Raw genomic sequence first — 20879 nt, forward strand, 5'->3', positions numbered from 1 at the left:
GCGCAAAGCTAGCTGGACCCTCTGACAGGTCTCCGGGCGTCGCGGGTCAGGGTTTGCTGGACATGGCGGCGATGAGGGAGTTGGGGCGCATGTCGAGCCAGTGGGATTCCACGTAGTGCAGACAGGAGGTTCGGGGGGCGGCGCCGAAGGCGACCGACCAGCCGCCGGGGACGGCGGCGAAGGTGGGCCAGAGGGAGTGTTCGCCTTCGGTGTTGACCAGGACGTAGAACTGGGCGTTGTCGTCGTCGAACGGGTTGGTCATGGGGTGGCCTTTCCGAGGAGGGTGCCCAGATGGGCTAATGCTGCTGCGGTGCCTTCGATTTCGTGGTGGGCGAGCTCGCTCGTGCGGAACAGGCGGTCGCGGTGGCTGGTACGGGCGGGCGCGAAGTGAGGGGTGAAGTCGGTGGTGGTGATGCCGTAGGCGGCGATGAGGGCGGCTAACCGGGTGGGGTCGGGCGGCTCGGTGAGGACCACGGTCGCCCCGACCCGGAGAGGGAGCAGGTAGCCGTGCCACGCGGTGGCGTCCCCGGTGCGGGATTGGTGCAGATAGACATCGCGAGTGGTGAGGCTGTGGCGGGCCTGCATGGCGGTGACCCGGTGCACGGCCGCGGCATGGCTGATGGTGACGCTGTGCGTGGTGCCAGGGGGGAACAGCACGAAGGCGGGATGCTGGGGCAGGATCGGGACGCGATGTTCGCCGCGGCCGATGGGTTCGCTCGAGTAGTGCGACAGCGATGCCCGGTCGATCGTCACCGTCGGGATGTCGTAGGTGCCGAGGTGTTCGCGGGCGGCGACGGTCAGGGCCAGTGCCGGGTTGACGATCGGTGGGAGCCGGGGGTTCGCGGTGTCGATCGGCACCACGGTCCCGCCGGCTTTGAGGACGGCATAGGTCGCCACCACGAACTCGATGGAACGTGGGACATCCACGAGCACAGCCGATTCCGGGCCGATACCGAGCGCGGTCAGATGCCGGGCGAGTTGATTGGTGCGCCGGTCGAGGTCACCGTAGGTGATGATCGAGGTCGGGCCGTCGGTCGGCGCATGGACGACGGCCGGGTCGAAAGGGGTTGCGGCGGCTTGGGCTTCGAACTCGTCGAGTAGCAGTTCGTCGGCGAGCCCCGTCGCGCGGGCGTAGGGCCCGTCGTCGATGCGGCCGACGAATTCGATCTCGGCCGTCCAGGCATCGCCCGGCGGCCTGCGGCGCACGAGGTCGCCGGTGGCGAACATGCGGTCGTCCACCGGACCGATGGGGTTGGCGAGGAAGGTCGCCGCGGTGGCCTGTCTGCCGACGTACCCCCGCGCCAATTGCACACCGGAGACGTAGAGTTCGCCGATCTCGCCGTCGGCGACCGGGATCAGGTGCTCGTCGAGGATCAGCAGTTCGACGTCGTCGGCGGCCGATCCGAACGGGACCACCTCCAGGTCGGCGCCGGTCACCTCGTGCGCGACGAACTCGCCCGCGGTCTCGGGCCTGCCGTAGACGTGCCACAGGGTCGCGCCGCTCACCGCGCGCAGGGCGGCGGCGGTCTTCGCGAGCAGTGGCCCACCCGAGCCGAGCACCACGCGCAGCGAGTCGAGACGCTCCTCGGCATCGGGCAGCGCCGCCAGTTCGGCGAGCTCGGCGTGGTCGAAACACGCTGCGGTCACCTGCGTTTCGGCAATCGCGTCGGCGAGCACCGCCGACGGTGAGACCACCAGCGTTGCCCCGTTCTGCAGCGCGAGCAGCATCTCCCCCACCGCAGCCTGTCCGGCCAGCGGTGCGTGCCAGAGCACGGAGTCGCCGATGCCGATACCGCAGAGACGCTGGCGCCAGCTCGAATTGGCTTGCGCCGCGCGATGTCCGACGACGACGGCGGTCGCGGCAACCACATCGACGACCAGGTAGGCGGGGTTGTCCGCGCTCGGCCCTGGTAGCTCATCGGGTGTGACTTCGGCGGTGGCATCGGTGTGCAGGACCGGGAACCCGGCGGGGTGCGGTATTCCGTCGCGGGTGAGGATCAACGCGGGTGCGGCCAGCGCGGCATGCAGGTCAGCGGGGCCTGCGGGGTCGAGCAGCACGAACGCACCGCCCGCGGCGAGCACCGCGTGCACGGCGACCACCAACTCGGCCGAACGCGGAAGCGACACCGCGACGGTGGTTTCGGGGCCGACGCCGTGCTCGAGGAGCGCGGCGGCCAACGCGTCGACGCGCTCGGCCAGCTGGCCGTAGGTGAGAGCGATGTCGCCGTCGCGCACGGCGAGGATGTCGGGTTCGCGGTCGGCGTAGGTGGAGAAGGCGGCGAGCAAGGTCGCCGGGTCACGTGGTCGATCGCCGTCCAGGTCACGCAGGAGCGCGGCGAGGGTGGCGGCGGTCGTGACCGAATCCGTGTGCGACATCAGAGTTGTCCTTCCGAGTCGTCAACCGACCCTGTCCCGGCGATTACCGCGGCAGCATCGGTCACCAGTGTTTGCAGAGTCGAAGTGAGACCGGCCGCGCCGAGTGCGGCGAGCACGCCGGGCACGAGGCCGGCCAGCGCGACGTTCACCAGCGCTTCAGGTTTCATCTTCGCGCCCATCGCCCTGCGCACCGCGGTGAGCTTGGCGTCGAGTGCTCCGTAGGAGATGGCGTGCTCGCCGTGGGTGAAGGCCACGGTCGCCGGCGCGAGCCGAGCTGCCGAGCCGACGAGGCCCGGAAGATCGGCGATTGTGTGGGTGGTCGGGGTCTTTTCGGCATCGGTGCGCAGGTCGATCGCGCGCACCGCCACGGTGGGGTCGGCGGCGACGGTGGTGAGCACCGTGCGGAATCGCTCGGCCATGGTGCGGACCGTCGACGCGTCGAACAGGTCTGTGGCATAGCCGAAGTGGATGTCGAGGCCGTCCAGCGCGCCGCCGTCGGTATAGCGCTGCAGGGCGGTGAGGTGCAGGTCGAATTTGGCTTCGGTGAGTCCGGGGTCCAAGGTCTGCACGTGTAAGCCGGGTAGCTCGATACCGCCGGGCGGCATGTTCTGGAAGGTCAACATCACCTGGAACAGCGGGGTGTAGGCGCCGGTACGGGCGCGACCCACGGCATCGACCACCTGCTCGAAAGGGACGTCGGCGTGGGACAGCGCGGCCAGGTCGCGGCGCTTGGCCTGGGCGAGCAGGTCGGTGAACGGTGCGCGGGCGTCGATCTCGGTGCGCAGCGCGACGGTGTTGACGAACATGCCGACGAGGTCGTCGAGTTCGCGGGCGCCGCGACCGGACACCGGTGCGCCGATGGTGATGTCGGCGCTGCCGGACTGTTTGGCCAGCAGGACCGCCAGCGCACTGTGGATCAGCGTGAACAGGGTGGTTCCGTGGGCGCGGGCCACGTCGTCGAGGCGGGTGGTGAGTGCGGCATCGAGGTCGAATTCGATCGTCGCACCGCGCATTTCACGACGGGCCGCGCGCGGGCGGTCTGTCGGCAGCGCCAGTAGTTCGGGTGCGCCCGCCAGCTCGCGGGTCCAGTAGGTGAGCTGCTGGGTGAGCACGCTGGCGGGGTCGGAATCGGAGCCGAGCAGGTCGCGCTGCCAGGCACTGAAATCGCCGTACTGGATCGTCAGCGGGGCCCAGCCCGGTTCGCGACCCTGGCTGCGATCTACATAGGCGCGCACCAGATCCCGGGTGAGCGGGTCGATCGAGTATCCGTCCGCGCTGATGTGGTGCACCACGACGACGAGGACGTGATCGTTGTCGCCGAGGCGGTAGAGGGCGACCCGGATCGGTGGCGCGGCGGTGATGTCGAAGGGCTGCGCGACGAGTGCCGCGATCCGGGTTTCGACATCGGCGGGCGCGACCGGGAGGGGGGCGAGATCGACGGCGGCGGACCAGGCGGGCATCACCTGCTGGACCGGGCCGCCTGCGGTGTCCGGGTAGCGGGTGCGCAGGGTGTCGTGGCGGCCCAGCAGGTCGGCGACGGCCGCCTGCAGGGCGGGTAGGTCGAGCTCGCCGGTCAGGCGGATGGCGGCCGGGATGTGATAGGCCGAGGACTGGGGCGAGAGCTGGTGCAGCACCCACATGCGCTGCTGCGCGGGCGAGAGGACCGCGGGACCTTCGCCGGTGCGCTTGGTCAGCGGCGGACGGGCGATGGCGTGATCGGCGGTGGCGAGATGTGCGGCCAGTGCGCCGACTGTCGGTGCGTCGAAGACCGCGGCCACCGCGACGTGGACGCCGAGCGCGGCGCCGAGACGCGCGGCCAGCCGGGTTGCCATCAGCGAGTTGCCGCCGAGGGCGAAGAAGTCGTCGTCGAGCCCGGCGCTCGCGCAGCCGATCACCTCGGTGAACGTCCGGGCGACGAGCTGTTCGACGGCGGTGACCGGGGCACGGAAGACGGCTTCGGCGAACTGCGGTTCGGGCAGCGCCGAGCGGTCGACTTTGCCGTTGGCGTTGAGGGGTAGCGCGTCGAGCACCACCAGCGCGGACGGCACCATGTACGTGGGCAGGTCGGCGGCGAGTTCACCGCGCAGGCGGGCGGCGATCGCGGGCTCGTCGCCCGGGGTCAGGTCGGCGACCGCCGCGTAGGCGATCAGGCGGGCACCCGCGCGCTCGTCGGTGACGGCGACCGCGACGGCCGCGCGGACGCCGGCGCTGCGCAGCAGGGCTGTTTCCACCTCACCGAGTTCGATGCGGAAGCCGCCGATCTTGACCTGGAAGTCGGCGCGCTCCAGGTATTCGAGGGTGCCGTCGGCGTGCCAGCGGACGATGTCGCCGGTGCGGTACATCCGCGAGCCGATGCCGTGGCGACCTGTGCCTGCGGTGCGATCCAGGGCCGGCATCGCGTCGGCCGCACCCGGGTAGGTCTCGCCCGTCGCAGCGGTACCGACCCCGGCCGAGAGTCGAGGGGCGAGCGGCGCGAAGGGGTTGGCGACGAAGCGGTCGGCCGTCAAGGACCGGCGACCGTGATAGCCGCGGGCCAGCTGGTCGCCGGACAGGTAGAGCTCGCCGGCGACGCCGATCGGGACCGGGCGAAGTCGGTCGTCGAGGACGTACACCGCGCTGTTCCAGGCCGGCGTGCCGATCGGCAGGTACGTCGAGTCCTCGGCCACTTCGTATTCGGTGATCGAGACGGCCGCCTCGGTGGGGCCGTACAGGTTGTGCAAGGTGGCCTCGGTGCCACTGGCCCGGAACGCGGTGGCCGTGGCGGTGGGCAGCGCTTCGCCGATGGCGAGGACGGCACGGAGCGAATCGGGCAGTGCCGGTGTGGCATCGGCGGTCAGGAGCATGGCGATGAGAGAGGGCACCGCGTGCAAGACCGTGACGTGATGCCGGGACATGGCGGCGCGCAGACGATCCGGATCACGCTCGTCGCCGGGGCGGGTGACGATCAGCGCTCCGCCGGAGGTCAACGGCGACCAGAACTCCCAGACCGACAGATCGAAGGTAGCGGGGGTTTTCAGGAGGACGCGATCGGTGGTGGTCATGGTGAAGCGGTCGCGCAGCCAAGCGATCTGGTTGACGATCGCGGCGTGGGTGACGCTGACGCCCTTGGGGCGGCCGGTGGATCCGGAGGTGAAGATGATGTACGCCGGGTGCTCGGGCCGCAGCGGGGCGACGCGCTCCGCATCGGTCACCGGCTCGGTCGAAAGCTCCTGCAGTGCGCGATGATCCAGCTCGAAGACGGGCACGTCCACCGGGATCGGCAGCCCGTCGGCCGCTGTGGTGAGCACGCACAGCGGCGCCGAGGCGGCGACGATGTAGGAGATGCGGTCGACGGGGTGATCGGGGTCGATCGGCACATACGCGCCGCCTGCCCGGACCACAGCGTGCATGGCGATCACGAGGTCGATCCCCCGGCGCATGGCCAGCACGACGGTGCGTTCCGGGCCGACGCCCTCGGCGATCAGGAGCCGGGCGACGCGGTTGACCTGCGCGTCGAAGGTGGCGTAGTCCAATGATTCGCCGGACGCGTCGTCTACCAGCGCCGGCGCGCTCGGAGTCCGGTTCGCCTGGCGGGCGACCAGTTCGGTGAGCGTGGTCGGCTCGACCGGATGAGCGGTGTCGTTCCACGTGTCGAGCACGAGCGCGCGGTCGGCGCCGAGCAGGTCCAGGTCGCCGACGACGGCATCCGCAGTGGTGGCGACCGATTCCAGTACGCGACGCAGCTGACCGGCGAAACGTTCGGCGGTGCCGGCGTCGAACAGGTCGGTGGCGTAACCGAGAGCCATCTCGATCCCGGCCGGGGCGCCCTCGGCGGTGTAGTTGTCGAGCGCGAACAGGTGCAGGTCGAACTGCGCTACGCCGGAGTCGAATTCGATACCGGAGACGGTCAGGCCGGGAAGCTCCAGCTGAGCGCGGTCGTGGTTCTGGAACGAGTAGCCGACCTGGAACAGCGGGTGCCGCGCGGTGGAGCGGGCGGGGTTGAGCACCTCCACCAACCGCTCGAACGGCACATCGGCGTGCGAGAACGCGGCGATATCGGCGGTGCGCGCGGTGGCGAGTAGCTCGGTGAACGGCGCGTCGCTCCTGACCTGGGTGCGCAACACCAGCGTATTGACGAACATGCCGACGACCTCGTCGAGCTCGGCTTCGCCGCGGCCCGCGTTCGGGGTGCCGACGGCGATGTCGGCGGTGCCGGAGATGCGGGCCAGCAGGGCCGCGAACGCCGCGTGCACCACCATGAACAGGGTGGCGCCGTTGTCGCGGCCGAGGGCCGACAGCGCGGCGTGCAGGTCGGCGTCGAGGGTGAAGCGCACCGTGTCGCCGCGCAGGGTCTGGCGGGCGGGTCGGGGACGGTCGGTCGGCAGGGCCAGCTGATCGGGCAGCCCGGCCAGCTGGTCGCGCCAGTAGCCGACTTGCTGGGCGGCGAGGGAAGCCGGGTCGGCTTCGTCGCCGAGCAGGTCACGCTGCCACAGCGCGTAGTCGGCGAACTGCACGGCGGGCGGCGCCCAGCCGGGGGCGGTGTCGGCGAGCCGGGCGGTGTAGGCCCGCATGAGGTCGGCGACGAAGGGGGCGATCGACGAACCGTCGGCGGCGATGTGGTGCAGGACACCGGCGAGCACGAATTCGGTTGCGGACAACTGGAACAGCCGCAGGCGCACCGGAATCTCGGTGGTGACGTCGAAGGTGATCTCGGCCAGATCGCGAATCGCGGCGGCGAGCGTGGCCTCGCCGATCGCTACCGGCGTGAGCGCCGATCCGAGGGCGGGCGGCGAGCTGGTTTCGCGCGGTGACGCTTCGGCGCGCGCGGGCGCGGCCAGGGTCGACATCGCCTCGGCCGGGGCGACGATCGACTGCACGGGTGTGCCGTCGACCTCGGGGTATACGGTGCGCAGCGATTCGTGCCGGGCGACCACATCGGCCATCGCGGCCTGGAGCGCACCCGTATCGAGCGCACCGCTCAGGCGCAGCGCGAACGGGATGTTGTAGGCCACCGAGGCGCGGTCGAAGCGGTTGAGGAACCACATCCGCTGCTGGGCCGGGGAGAGCGGGAGCAGGTCGGGGCGAGCCCGGCCGACCAGTGCGGGACGATCGACCTTCGACTGGGCGTCGATCGCGGCGGCCAGTGCGGCGACGCTCGGCGCCTCGAACAGGGTCCGCACACCCACGCGCCGGTCCAGGGCCGCGCCGATGCGGGCCACAGCCTTGGCTGCCAGCAGCGAGCTGCCGCCGAGGGCGAAGAAGTCGTCGTCGGCACCGATCGGCCGGTCGTCGGCACGGCCGAGCACCTCGGTGTACACGGCGGCGATGATCTGCTCGGTGACGGTGGCCGGCCTGCGGTAGGTGGTGGTCTCGAAGACGGGCGCGGGCAGGGCCGCGCGATCGAGCTTGCCGTTGACCGTGAGCGGAATGCGCTCGACCGGCACGACGGCCGCCGGGAGCATGTGCTCGGGCAGCGTGCGCGCCAGCTCCTTGCGCAGGGCAGCTGTGTCGAGGTGGGCGGACTCCCCGACCACGTAGGCCACGATGCGCGGCTCGTCGACGAGGTCGGTCCGCACCAGCACCGCGACTTCGCGGGGCGCGATCGAGCTGTGCAGCAGCGCCGCTTCGATCTCGCCGAGTTCGACACGGAAGCCACGGAGGTTGACCTGCTGGTCGGCGCGGCCGAGGTATTCGAGGTCGACGTGCGTGCTGGGCGACGACGTGAGTGCCCCGGTGGCCTCGTCGGGCACAACCGTCCAGCGGGCGAGGTCACCGGACCGGTAGGCGACAGATCCGGGAGGGCCATAGGGGTCGGCGACGAAGCGGCTCGCGGTCAGGTCGGGTCGACCCAGGTAGCCGCGCGCCGATTGTGGTCCGGAGACGTAGATTTCGCCGGGAACGCCGAGCGGGACGGGGCGCAGTCGTGAATCGAGCACCCGCACCGCGAGTCCCGCGATGGCACCGCCGATCACGCTGGCGGAGCCGGTGTTCGGGGTGATCTCCCGGTAGGAGGCGTGGACGGTGGTCTCGGTGATGCCGTACATGTTCACCAGGCGGGGCGAGTCCGGGTAGCGGGCGAACCAGCCTGCGAGGCGTTGCGGTTCGAGGGCCTCGCCACCGAAGATCACTGTGCGCAAGGCGTATTCGGTGGGTGCGGGCGCGGCCAGGTCGGCGGCGATGAGCTGGTAGAACGCGGACGGCGTCTGGTTGAGGACGGTGACGCGTTCGGTGCGGAGCAGTTCCCGGAACTGCTCGGGCGAGCGGGAGGTGAAGTAGTCGACGAGCACGATCGAGCCGCCGTGCAGCAGCGCGCCCCACAGTTCCCACACCGAGAAGTCGAAGGCGTAGGAGTGGAACATCGTCCACACGTCCGACGGGCCGAAGCCGAACCGCTGCGCGGTGTTGTCCAGCAGCGCCACGACATTCGTGTGTGGGACCACCACACCCTTGGGGCGGCCGGTCGAGCCGGAGGTGTAGATGACGTAGGCGGCGTTGGCGGGGTCGAGCGGCGTACGCCGGTCGGCGTCGGTCAGTGGTGCGGCGGCGAAATCGGACAGGTTGGCCCCGGCGGGATCAATGACCGGGCCACCGAACCAGTCGTGTGCCAGGCCGGTGTCGTCGTTGGTGATCGCGCACTGCGGGCGGGCGTCGTCGAGGACGTATTCGATGCGATCGGCGGGGTAGTTGGGGTCGATCGGCAGGTAGCCACCGCCGGCCTTCAGCACGGCGAGCAGGGCGACCGGCAGCTCCACCGAACGCGGCAGCGCCACCGCTACCAGCGATTCCGGGCCGACGCCCGCGGCGACGAGCCGGCGGGCGAGACGGTTGGACCAGGCGTCGAGCTCACCGTAGGTCAGCGTGCGCTCGCCCGCCTTCACGGCGACGGCGGTGGGGTCGAGGGCGGCGACGCGGGCGAACCGGTCGACCATGGTGTCGGCGGCGGCCACCGACCCACCGGTGGACGACCAGTCGCGCAGGGTGCGCTGCTGTTCTTCGGCGCTGAGCACTTGGATGTCGCCCACCACGACGGTCGGGTCGGCGACGACGGCGGCCAGCACCTGGGTGAAGCGACGGGCCAGCACCGCGACGCTGTCCTCGTCGAACAGGTCGGTGGCGTAGGCGATTTCGATAGCGAGGCCGTTCGCGCGGCCGTCGATGTCGTCGGATTCGCCGAGGGTGAACTGCAGGTCGAACTTCGCCACGGCGGCATCGATATCGACGGGTTCCACGCGCAGGCCGGCGGCCTCGAGCGCGGGGACGGTGAAGTTCTGCAGCACCAGCGCCACCTGGAACAGCGGGTGGCGGTTGCGGGCTCGCGCCGGGTCGAGAGCATCGACGACCTGCTCGAACGGGACGTCGGCGTGCGAGAGGGCGTCGAGGTCGCCCGCACGGACGGCGTCGAGGGTGGTTTCGAATTCGGCGCGCGGGTCGATCTGGGTGCGCAGGACCAGGGTGTTGACGAACATACCGATCAGCCCGTCGAGGGCGGCCTCGCCGCGGCCCGCGACCGGAGTGCCGATGGCGATGTCGCTGCCGCCGGACAGGCGGGCCAGCAGCACCGCGAGTGCGGCGTGCACCGTGCTGAACAGGGTGGCCTCGTGCTTGCGGGCCAGTTCGCGCAGCTCACTGTGCAGATCGGAGTCGATCTGGAAGCGGTGGACGGCGCCGCGGAAGGTGGACTCGGCGGGGCGGGGACGGTCGGTGGGTAGGTCGAGCTGCTCGGGGAGACCGGCGAGGCCATGGCGCCAGAAGGCCAGCTGGGTGTGCGCGAGCGACGCGGGATCGGTTGTCTCGCCCAGGTTTTCGTGCTGCCAGAGGGCGTAGTCGGCGTACTGGACGGGCAGCGGTGTCCAGTTGGGGGTGGCGCCGTCACGGCGGGCGGCGTAGGCGGCCATCAGGTCGGCGGCCAGCGGGCCGAGTGAGAAGCCGTCGGCGGCGATGTGGTGGACCACCAGGACCAGCACGTGGCCGGTGTTCAGCGCGAACAGGGTCGCGCGCAGCGGGATCTCGGCGGTGAGGTCGAAACGGACCGCGGCGCAGGACAACAGGCGTTCGGGCAGTTCCGGCTCGGTGATCGCCTCGGGCCGCAGCGTGATTTCCGTGGCGTCCGAGATCAGCTGTTCGGCGCCCTCCGGCCCCTCCGGGTAGCTGGTTCGCAAGGTTTCGTGCCGGGCGACCACATCGGCGAGGGCCGCTTCCAGGGCAGCGAGGTCGAGGTCGCCGGTGAGCCGCAGCGCGACGGGGATGTTGTCGACGGCGTCGCCGATGCCGTCGACGTCGGCGAGGTAGCGATTGAGGAACCACATCCGGCGCTGCGCCGCGGACAGCGGAATCCGCTGTGGTCGTTCACGAGTGGTGAGTTCGAGCCGCCCGCCGATGCCGCGCAGGGCGGTGCACCGGTCGGCCAGGTCGGCCACCGTCGGTGCGTCGAACAGCAGCCGGACCGGGATCTGGGTGTCGAGGGCGGCGCCGAGGCGGGCCGCGACCTGGGTGGCGTTGAGGGAGTTGCCGCCGAGAGCGAAGAAGTCGTCGTCGAGACCGACTGCGCGATCGGCGGGGAAACCGAGCACCGTGGCGAAGGTGGCCGCGACGATGCGAGCGACCTCGGTGGTCGGCGCGCGGAAGACTGCCGCCTCGAAACTCGGTGCGGGGAGCGCCTTTCGATCGAGCTTGCCCGAGGAGTTGAGCGGGAACTCGTCGAGGACGACGAACGCCGCGGGGACCATGTAGGCGGGCAGGGTCCGCAGGAGCGTGGACTTCACCGCGTCCACGTCGACATGTTGTGCGGCGACGAGATACGCGACCAGGGTCTCGTCGCGGACGATCACCGCGGCCTGGGTGATCTCGGAAAGCCCGGAGAGCACGGCTTCGATCTCGCCGAGCTCGATCCGCAGACCGCGCAACTTCACCTGGAAGTCGGTGCGGCCCAAGTACTCCAGCTCGCCGGCCGATGTCCAGGTGACGAGGTCGCCGGTGCGGTACATGCGCTCGGCGGAGGTGAACGGGTTGGCGACGAAACGATCGGCGGTGAGGTCGACGCGGCCCGCGTAGCCGCGAGCGAGCTGGATGCCTGCCAGGTACAGCTCGCCGGGGACGCCGGCAGGGACCGGGCGCAGACGGCTGTCGAGGACGTAGACCTGGGTGTTGTGCACCGGCGCGCCGATCGGCACGGTGACGGTGTCGGCGTCGATCACCTCGTGGAAGGTCACGTCAACTGCGGCCTCGGTGGGGCCGTACAGGTTGTGCACAGCCGTCCCGGTGAGCCGGCGCAGCAGCTGGGCGGGCGCGGGCGCCAGCGCCTCGCCGGAGGCGAACACCAGACGCAGCGATGCGCACCGCGTGGTCGCTTCGTCGGCGGGTGCGCTGTCGAGCACGGCGACGAAGACCGACAGCATCGACGGGACGAAGTGGGCGACGGTGATCTGCTCGTCGGTGATCAGCCGGGTCAAATAGGCGGGGTCGCGGTGACCGTCCGGGCGGGCGAGCACGAGCCGGGCACCGATCTGCAGGGGCCAGAAGAACTCCCAGACCGAGACGTCGAAGGTGGCCGGGGTCTTCTGCAGCACGGCGTCGCCGGGGGTGAGCCGGTAGGCGTCCTGCATCCACACCAGACGGTTGACGATCGCGGCGTGGGAGACCACGACGCCCTTGGGCGCGCCGGTGGAGCCGGAGGTGAAGATCAGGTAGGCGGCGTTGTCCCGGGTGAGCGTGGCCAGTCGGTCGGCGTCGGTGATCGGCTCGGCCGAGTAGTCGGTGGTGTCGACCTGCTCGAGATCGAGAACCGCGCGGTGCTCGCCCGCCGACTCCACGCCGGTGAGGTCGAGGTCGTCGCTCAGGCGGGTCAGGACGCAGACCGGGTCGGCGGCGGCGATCACCTGGGCGATGCGCTCGGCCGGGTGATCCGGGTCCAGGGGGACGTAGGCGCCACCGGCGGCGATGACGGCGTACATGGCGACGACCGAGTCGATCGAGCGCCGCATGCCGAGAGCCACGGTGCGGTCGGGGCGAACACCGATCGAGATCAGCAGGCGGGCCAGGCGATTCACCGCGCCGGCGAACGCGGAATAGCTCAGCGATTCGCCCTCGAGGGTCAGCGCGATCGCGTCCGGGGTGCGCTCGGCCTGCGCCGCGAACAGCGAGGCCAGCGTCATGCGCTCGTCGATCGGGTAGTCGGTGGCGTTCCAGGTGTCGAGCACGCGAACGCGCTCGTCGGTGTCGAGGAGGTCGATATCGCCGATCACGACGTCGGGATCGGCGGTCACCGTGTCCAGCGTCCGCAGGAAGCGGGTGCCGAAATCTGTGATGGTCGGCGCGTCGAAGAGGTCGGTCGCGTACTCGAAGCGGGCGAGCAGGCCGTCGGCGGTCTCGCGCAGCGTGAGGTGCAGGTCGAATTTGGCTGTGTGGGTGTCGATCTCGATCTCTGAGGCGGTCAGGCCCGCGAGTTCGAGTTCGGTTCGGGAGTTGTTCTGGAAGTCGAGCATCACCTGGAACAGCGGGTGCCTGGCGGTCGAGCGCTCGGGGTTGAGCACCTCGACGAGCCGGTCGAAGGTGACGTCGGCGTTGGCGAGGGCACGCAGGTCGCTGTCGCGAACCGTGCCGAGTAGTTCGGCGAAGGTGGCGTCGGGGCGGATCCGGGTGCGCAGCACGAGGGTGTTGACGAACATGCCGACCAGGTCGTCGAGCGCCTGGTCACCGCGACCGGCGACCGGGGTGCCGATCGAAATGTCCTGCTGGCCCGACAGTTCGGCGAGAGTAATGGCGAAGGCGGTGTGCAACACCATGAACAGCGAGGCATTGGCCCGTGCGCCGAGGCCGCGCAGTCGTTCGGTGAGCTCGGCGGGCACCGTGAACGACTGGCGCGCACCACGTCCCGAGGCCACGGCCGGGCGCGGTCGATCACTCGGCAGCGCGAGCAGGTCGGGCAGGTCGGCCAGTTCCGTCGTCCAGAACGCGAGCTGGCGCGACAGGGCGGAATCGGCGTCGTCCTCGGCGCCGAGCGCGTCGCGCTGCCAGAGGGCGAAGTCGGCGTACTGCACCGGCAGTGGCGTCCACTGGGGCGCGGATCCGGCCAGGTGGGCGGCGTAGGCGACCATCACATCGCGGGTCAGTGGTGCGACGGACCAGCCGTCGGCGGCGATGTGGTGCAGCACGAGGACGAGGACGTGCTCGTCGGTGGCAGTGTGCAGCAGGTGCAGGCGGACCGGGGGTTCGGAGTCCACCGCGAACGGGACGGCGGCCAGCGCGCGGATCCGGCTGTCGAGGTCGACCGGGGCGATCGCGCGCGGTTCGAGGGTGATCGTCAGCTGGTCGGCGGCGAGTACCTGCTGGAACGGAATGCCGTCGACGGCGGGGTAACGGGTCCGCAGCGCCTCGTGCCTGGCGAAGACCGCCGCGACGGCCGCGTTCATCGCGGCGTAGTCCAGGACGCCGGTGAGGCGGATGGCGGCGGCGATATTGTCGGCGACCGATCCGGCGTCGAACTGATTGAGGAACCACATGCGCTGCTGGGCGTAGGACAGCGGAATCCGTTGCGGCCGTTCGCTTGCCACCAGCACGGGCCTCGGCTCGACCGCGTCGGCCGTGCCGAGCAGGGCGGCGAGCGCGGCGACGGCCGGCGCCTCGAACAGCGACTTCAGCGAGACCGTGCGGCCGAGCGCGGTGCCCAGACGCGATACCACCTGGGTGGCGACCAGCGAGTTGCCGCCGAGCGCGAAGAAATCGTCGTCGGCGCCGATCCGCGCGACCCCGAGCACTTCGCCGAACACCTGGGCCACGACGGACTCGGTGCCGACGGCGGGCGCGCGGAAGGAACGCGCGGCGAACACCGGCTCCGGCATGGCCTTGCGGTCGAGCTTGCCGTTGGGGGTGAGCGGCAGGGCCTCGATCACCACGAACGCGGACGGCACCATGTGCGCGGCGAGAGCGCCTCGCAGGGCGGCGGCGATCGCATCGACATCGATCAGGTCGCCGGTCTCGGTGGCGGGCACGACATAAGCGATGAGCTGATCGCCGCGGTGCGGGTCGGCGCGCACCAGCACCACGGCTTGGCGAACCGAGGGCTGGGCGAGCAGCGCGGATTCGACCTCGCCGAGTTCGATCCGGAAGCCCCGGAGTTTGACCTGGTCGTCGTTGCGGCCCAGGTAGTCGAGGGTGCCCTCGGGAGTCCAGCGGACCAGGTCTCCGGTGCGGTACATGCGCTCGGACGACGCCCACGGGCAAGCGATGAAGCGAGTCGCGGTGAGCGCGGCCCGGGCGCGATAGCCGCGCGCGACCTGGGCACCCGCGACGTACAGCTCGCCCGCGACACCGACCGGGACCGGGCGCAGCCGGGCGTCGAGGACCCACTGGGTGATGCCGCGCAGCGGCGTCCCGAGGGTCAGCGGGGAATCGGCGGTGAGCGGGGCGCTGATGTTGGTGGCGACCGTGGTCTCGGAAGGGCCGTAGGCGTTCACGAACGCGCGGGGCACGGGTCCGGCGGTCCAGCGGGCGATCAGGTCGGGCGGGCAGGCCTCGCCGCCGACCATCACCAGGCGAAGGGCGTCGAGCGGGGCGGGGTCGAGCACGGCCAGACCGGACGGGGTCATCAGGGCATGGGTGACTCGCTGCTCCGAAAGCAGTTGGGCCAGTTCGGCTCCCACATGGCGGCCGTTCGGGGCGATCACCAGGGTCGCGGCGGAATTCACCGCGAGCAGCAATTCCATCACCGAGATGTCGAAGGACGGCGAGCCGACCTGCAGGACGCGGGCGTCGGCGGTGCCGAACATGCGCGCCGTCTCCTCGGCGGCGAAACCGGCGATACCCGCCTGAGTGACGAGCACGCCCTTGGGCAGGCCGGTCGAGCCGGAGGTGTAGATGACGTAGGCGAGGTGCTGGGCGCGCAGGGGGCGCACCCGGTCGAAGTCGGTGACGGGATCGCTGGAACGCCCGGCGCATTCGGCCATCAGCTTCAGCTCGTCGAGGACCAGCCAGTCGATCGGGCCGGGCAGCGCGGACTGGGACTCGGACACTGTAAGACCCAGTCGCGCACCGGAGTCGGTCACCATATGGGTGATCCGATCGAGGGGGTAGCTCGGATCGACGGGCAACCAGGCGGCACCGGACTTGGCGATCGCCCACACCGCGAGCACCGACTCGATGGAGCGGGGGATGCCGACGGCGATCACGTCGTCGGGGCCGGCGCCGCTGTCGATGAGGACCCTGGCCAGGCGCGACGACGCCCGGTCGAGTTCGCGGTAGGTGAGGGTGCGATCGCCGTCGGTGACGGCGTCGCGTTCCGGGTCGGCGGCGACGGCCGTGGCCAGGAGATCGGGTATCAGACCGGTGGCGGTGACCGGTGCGCCGCGCATGCCGGTGAGCTGGGAGTGTTCGGGCGCCGACAGCAGCGGTAGGTCGCCGACCGCGGTATCCGGTGCGGCGACGGCCGCGGCGAGTAGTCGCACGAAACGCGCGCCGAGAGCCCGTATCCCGGACTCGTCGAACAGGTCGGCGGCGTACAGGGTGACGGCGTCGATACCCGCGGGTTCGCCTGCGGCACCGCGTCGTTCGGCGAGGGTGAGCTGGAGGTCGAACTTGGTGATGTCGAGCTCGATCTCGCGCACCGTCACCGCCGAGCCCGCCAGTTCGAAGGTGGTGTCGAGGTCGGCCTGGAAGTTCAGCGCCACCTGGAACAGCGGGTGCCGGGATCGCGAGCGGGCCGGGTTGACGACGTCGACCAGGCGATCGAAGGGAATGGTGGCGTGCGCGAACGCGGCCAGGTCGGTTTCGCGGGTGTGCTCGAGCGCGGCGATGAAGCTCGCGGCGGGGTCGACCTCGGTGCGCAGTACGAGGGTGTTGACGAACATGCCGATCAGATCGTCGATGGCGCGGTCGCCGCGGCCCGCGACGCCGGTGCCGATGGCGATGTCGGTGGTGCCGGACAGGCGCGCGAGAAGCACCGACAGCGCGGTGTGCACAACCATGAACAGCGAGGCGCCTGCCCGCTGGGCCAGATCGGCGAGCTGACGATGCAGCTCGGCGTCGATGGTGAAGGCGGAGCGGGCACCGCGCAGGCTCGGCTCGATCGGCCGCTGCCGGGCCGAGGGCAGCTCGAGCTGATCGGGCAGGCCGGCGAGAGTTCGCTCCCAGAAGGCGATTTCGCGCGATGCCAGTGACTGCGGATCGGTTTCGGCACCGAGGAGCTCGTGCTGCCAGAGGGCGTAGTCGGCGTACTGCACGCTCAGCGGCGACCAGTCAGGGTCGGTGCCGTCGGTGGCGGCGCGGTAGGCGGTGAGCACGTCGCGGACGAGCACCTGCAGCGAAACACCGTCCGCCGCAATATGATGCAGCACGACAGCGAGGACACACTCGCCCGCCGCGTCGCTCGATCGCCGGGGTGCCGAGTTGTCCACAGTTGTGTCGGCGGCCTCCGCAACAACGAAGATGCCCGCACGCAACGGTGCTTCGCGTTCGAGATCGAACCCGGCCCGCGCGAATCGGGTCAGCGCCGCATCGAGATCGGCGGCCGGCACTTCGACCGGGTCGCCGACGCGCACCAGCCCGGCGTCGCGCACGACCTGTTCGGCCACCGCGCCACCGGCGGTGTCGACCGCGGGGAACACGGTGCGCAGCGCCTCGTGGCGGTCGACCACCGCGGTCAGGGCCGCGACCAGGGCGGGGAGATCGGCGGTGCCGCGCAGGCGGATGGCGAAGGGCATGTTGTAGCCGGGCGCCGAGGGATCGAAGCGGTTGAGGAACCAGATCCGTTGCTGCGCGGGCGACAGCGGGATCAGCGCCGGGCGGGTGCCCGCGGTGAGCACCGGGAGCTGGGCCGAGACGCCGGTGTCGTCGCGATCGGCGACGGTGGCGGCGAGACGGGCGACGGTGGTGGCGCCGAACAGATCGCGCACGCCGAGGCGGCAGCCGAGGTCGGCGCCGAGCCGGGCCGCGACCTGGGTGGCGACCAGGCTGTTGCCGCCGAGGGCGAAGAAGTCGTCGTCGCGGCCTACCCGGTCGAGGCCGAGGACCTCGCCGAACACCCTCGCCACCGCCTGCTCCACCGGGCCGACCGGTTCGGCGTAGGTGACGACGGTGCGGGTGGGAGCGGGCAGGGCCTTGCGATCCAGCTTGCCCGACGCGTTCACCGGGAGGGCCTCGAGCAGCACGAACGCGGCGGGCACCATGTAGGCGGGCAGCGCGCGCAGCGCGGTCTCGCGCAGATCGTCGATCGAGACCGAGCCCGGCTCGGCTTCCACGACATAGGCGACCAACTGCTCGCCGACGCCCGCGTCGTCACGGACCGTCACCACGGCGCGCGCCGCGGCGTCCACGCTCTCCAACACGGCCTCGATCTCGCCGAGCTCGATCCGCAGCCCACGCACTTTCACCTGGAAGTCGGTGCGCCCCAAATATTCCAGCTCGCCGTTGGTGGTCCAGCGGACCAGGTCACCGGTGCGGTACATCCGCTCACCGGGCAGCGGAGGCGTGGTAGTGCCGACGGACCCACCCTCGGACGTCACGCGCCCGGAGTCGGCGACCACCGCGGGTGCGGCGACGAAACGTCCGGCGGTGAGCTCGGGCCGTCCTACATAACCCCGGGCGAGCTGTACCCCCGACAGATACAGCTCACCCGGAGCCCCGACCGGAACTGGCCGCAGCCGTGAGTCGAGAACATGGAGCCGGGTGTTGAACACCGGCGCACCGATCGGCACCGTGACCCGGTCGCTGTCGTTCACCTCGTGGAAGGTGACGTCGACGGCGGCCTCGGTCGGGCCGTAGAGATTGTGCAGGCGGGCACCGGTCAGCAGTCGCAGCCGCTGGGCGGGCGCCGCGGGCAGTGCCTCACCGGAGGCGAAGACCAGCCGCAGCGAGGTGCGTTCGGCGATTTCCTGATGGGCCAGGAAGACTTCGAGCATCGACGGCACGAAATGCGCCACGGTGACGCCGTATTCGGCGATCACGTGACGCAGGTAGCCGGGATCGCGGTGGCCGTCGGGCTCGGCGAGCAGCAGCGTCGCACCGATCTGCAAGGGCCAGAAGAACTCCCACACCGAGACGTCGAAGGTCATCGGCGTCTTCTGCAGCACCACGTCGACACCGTGCAGGCGGTAGGTGTGCTGCATCCAGACGAGGCGGTTCACGATCGCGGCGTGCTCGACCGCGACGCCCTTGGGCAGACCGGTGGAGCCGGAGGTGAAGATGACGTAGGCGGGATGACCGGGGCGCAGCGGCGCGGTGCGGTCGGCGTCGGTCAGCGGGGCGTCGTCGTAGTCGCTCAGCTCGAGCGCGTCGACAGCCAGCACCGGCAGCCCGTCGACGGGCACACCGTCGCGGGTGGTGGTGAGCACGGCCGCCGGGGCGGCGGTGGCGAGGATGTGCGCGATGCGCTCGGCCGGATGATCCGGGTCGATCGGCACGTAGGCCGCTCCGGCCGCGAGCACCGCGTACATCGCCACCACGAGCTCGGGCGACCGCCGAATGCTCAGCGCCACCAGCGATTCCGGTCCGATACCGTCCGCGCGCAGCCGCCGGGCCAGCCGGTTGACGCGCTGCGCCAGCTCGCGATAGGTGAGCGTCGCATCCCCGGAACCCACGTCGGCGACGTCCCGTACAGCGTCGGCGCGCGAGGACATCGCCATCCGCACGGCCACGTCATCGGGGGTGCGCGCGACCTGGGCGTCGAACAGGGCGGGCAGCGTGGCGGCCCGCACCGACCGCTCGGCCAGCGCGGCGTCGACGTCGAACCGGGTGGAGTTCCAGATCCGGGTGCTGACCTGCAGTTCCAGCTCGGTCGCGACCTCGATCGCGCCGAGCGCGGTGTCGAGGTCGGTAGCCGCCAGGCGCTCGAGGAAACCGAGGAAGCGGGCGTGGTGCCTGGCCAGGGTGTCGGCGTCGTAGAGGTGCGGGTTGGCCTCGAAATCGACGTGCACCCGGTCGCGGTCGCCGTAGTAGACGTTGAGGCTCAGGTCCTCGATCGGACCGGTGGACAGCACCCGGTAGCGACCGGTGGTGGTACCGAGGGTGAGATCACTGCGGAAGAGCATGAAGTTGGCGAGCGGGCCGAACAGCGCGCGCCGGGCGGGACGGCCGTCGTCCTCGGCGTCGCGGCGGATGTCCTCGGCACGGTAGCGCTGATGACGCAGCGCACCCGCCACCTCGACCCGGGCCGCGCGCAGCAGTTCACCCCAGGTGGCGGCAGAGCCTGCCGCGCCCGTGGGCAGTCGCAGCGGCACGATATTGGACAGCATCCCCGCCGAGCGGCGCATGACCGCGGTGGTGCGGGCGGTGACGGGCAGGCTCAGTACCGCGTCGGGCCGGTCGGTGAGGCGGCCGAGATAGGCGGCGAAGGCGGCCAGGAGTACCGCGGAGATGGTCGAATCATCGCTGGCGGCAATGGTTTCCAGCCGGTCGACCAATTTCTCCGACAGGCGCCCGCCGGTCACCAGGTTGATCGCCGAACGCGGCGCGGTGCGGCCGTCGAGCGCGGTGGGGCTGTCCAGGCCCGCGATCCGCTGGGCCCAGTGTTCACGATCGCCGACGAACCGGGTGCTCTCGCGGTAACGCTGTTCGCCCTCGACCAGTTCCGGCAGCTCCCCCGGCACCACCTCGCGCGCCGGGGTACCGAGCATCCGCGCGGTGTAGAGCTCGGCGATGCGCTGGGAGTTGGTGAACGCGCCGTACCCGTCGAGCACGATGTGATGGCCGCGCAGGTACCAGAACCAGCGGGCGTCACCGACGCGCAGCACCGCGCCTGCCACCAGCCGATCGGTGAGCAGGTCGATGGGGGCGCCGAACTCCGCGCGCATCCATTCCTGGGCGGCGGCCACGGGATCGTCGTGGTGGCGCAGATCGATCAGCGGCAGCTCCCGCTCGACCGCGATGGTGTGGTCGACGTACTGGTGCGGGACACCGTCGAACTCGCCGATGCGCACCAGCGGCGAGCCGTAGGCGTGCGCCGCCTCAGCCGTAACCTGCTGCAGCACAGCGGCATCGAGCTCGCCGTCGATATCGACGTACTGGGCGATCGTGATCGGGACATCGGGGTCGAGCAGCTGTGCGTACCAGACACCCAGCTGGGCGGGGGTCAGTGGAAACGGTAGACCGGCGACCCGTGCTTCCTGTGGTCGCGCACTGAACCCACCCAACTCCGTACCGTGCACCAGAGCCTCCTCGTATCGCGAAAGAACAGCAGATCGAATGTTTTCGGGCAGCACGAATACACCTCGCGCAGCGAAAGATTCGATATGAACGCGGTGGGCGTACCGCCACACTCGCGCAAGATCCCCGACAGATCATGTGGACGAGATCGACGACCGAGGGGTCGCCGAGGCAACGGACGATGTATCCGTCGCGGGTGCCTAGCTGTTGATCGTTCCTCCAACGGCTTTGTCAGTTACATCACATGGGCGCCTGTCCATGCAGTGCCGACAGTAGGCCCTCAGTTAATAAAAAGAAACTTTTTCCGCTAAAAAAATCGGTCAGTCGTCCAGTCTGTACCGATGGGTACCCACGACAAGGGCATGAGTGTGTGCTCCAACACATCGGCCATC

General features: G+C 70.5%; 3 protein-coding genes. All 3 read right to left on the reverse strand.

Going from position 1 to position 20879, the window contains the following annotated elements; genetic code table 11:
• Positions 1–46: 46 nt before the first annotated feature.
• The 3 genes from ACFWFP_RS23710 to ACFWFP_RS23720 are packed head-to-tail and all read right to left on the reverse strand — an operon-like array spanning position 47 to position 20489.
• Positions 47–262, reverse strand: coding sequence for an MbtH family protein (locus tag ACFWFP_RS23710; protein ID WP_379298433.1), 216 nt, complete (start codon positions 260–262; stop codon positions 47–49).
• Positions 259–2376: an AMP-binding protein gene (locus ACFWFP_RS23715; RefSeq protein WP_379298435.1), complete on the reverse strand. Its 2118-nt coding sequence runs from the start codon at positions 2374–2376 to the stop codon at positions 259–261. The genes ACFWFP_RS23710 and ACFWFP_RS23715 overlap by 4 nt, the downstream gene beginning before the upstream one ends.
• Positions 2376–20489: a non-ribosomal peptide synthase/polyketide synthase gene (locus ACFWFP_RS23720; protein ID WP_379298437.1), complete on the reverse strand. Its 18114-nt coding sequence runs from the start codon at positions 20487–20489 to the stop codon at positions 2376–2378. Before ACFWFP_RS23720 ends, ACFWFP_RS23715 begins: the two co-directional genes overlap by 1 nt.
• Positions 20490–20879: the final 390 nt, after the last annotated feature.

It is taken from the genome of Nocardia sp. NPDC060249 (assembly GCF_042728755.1).
In the GTDB taxonomy this organism is placed as follows: Bacteria; Actinomycetota; Actinomycetes; order Mycobacteriales; family Mycobacteriaceae; genus Nocardia.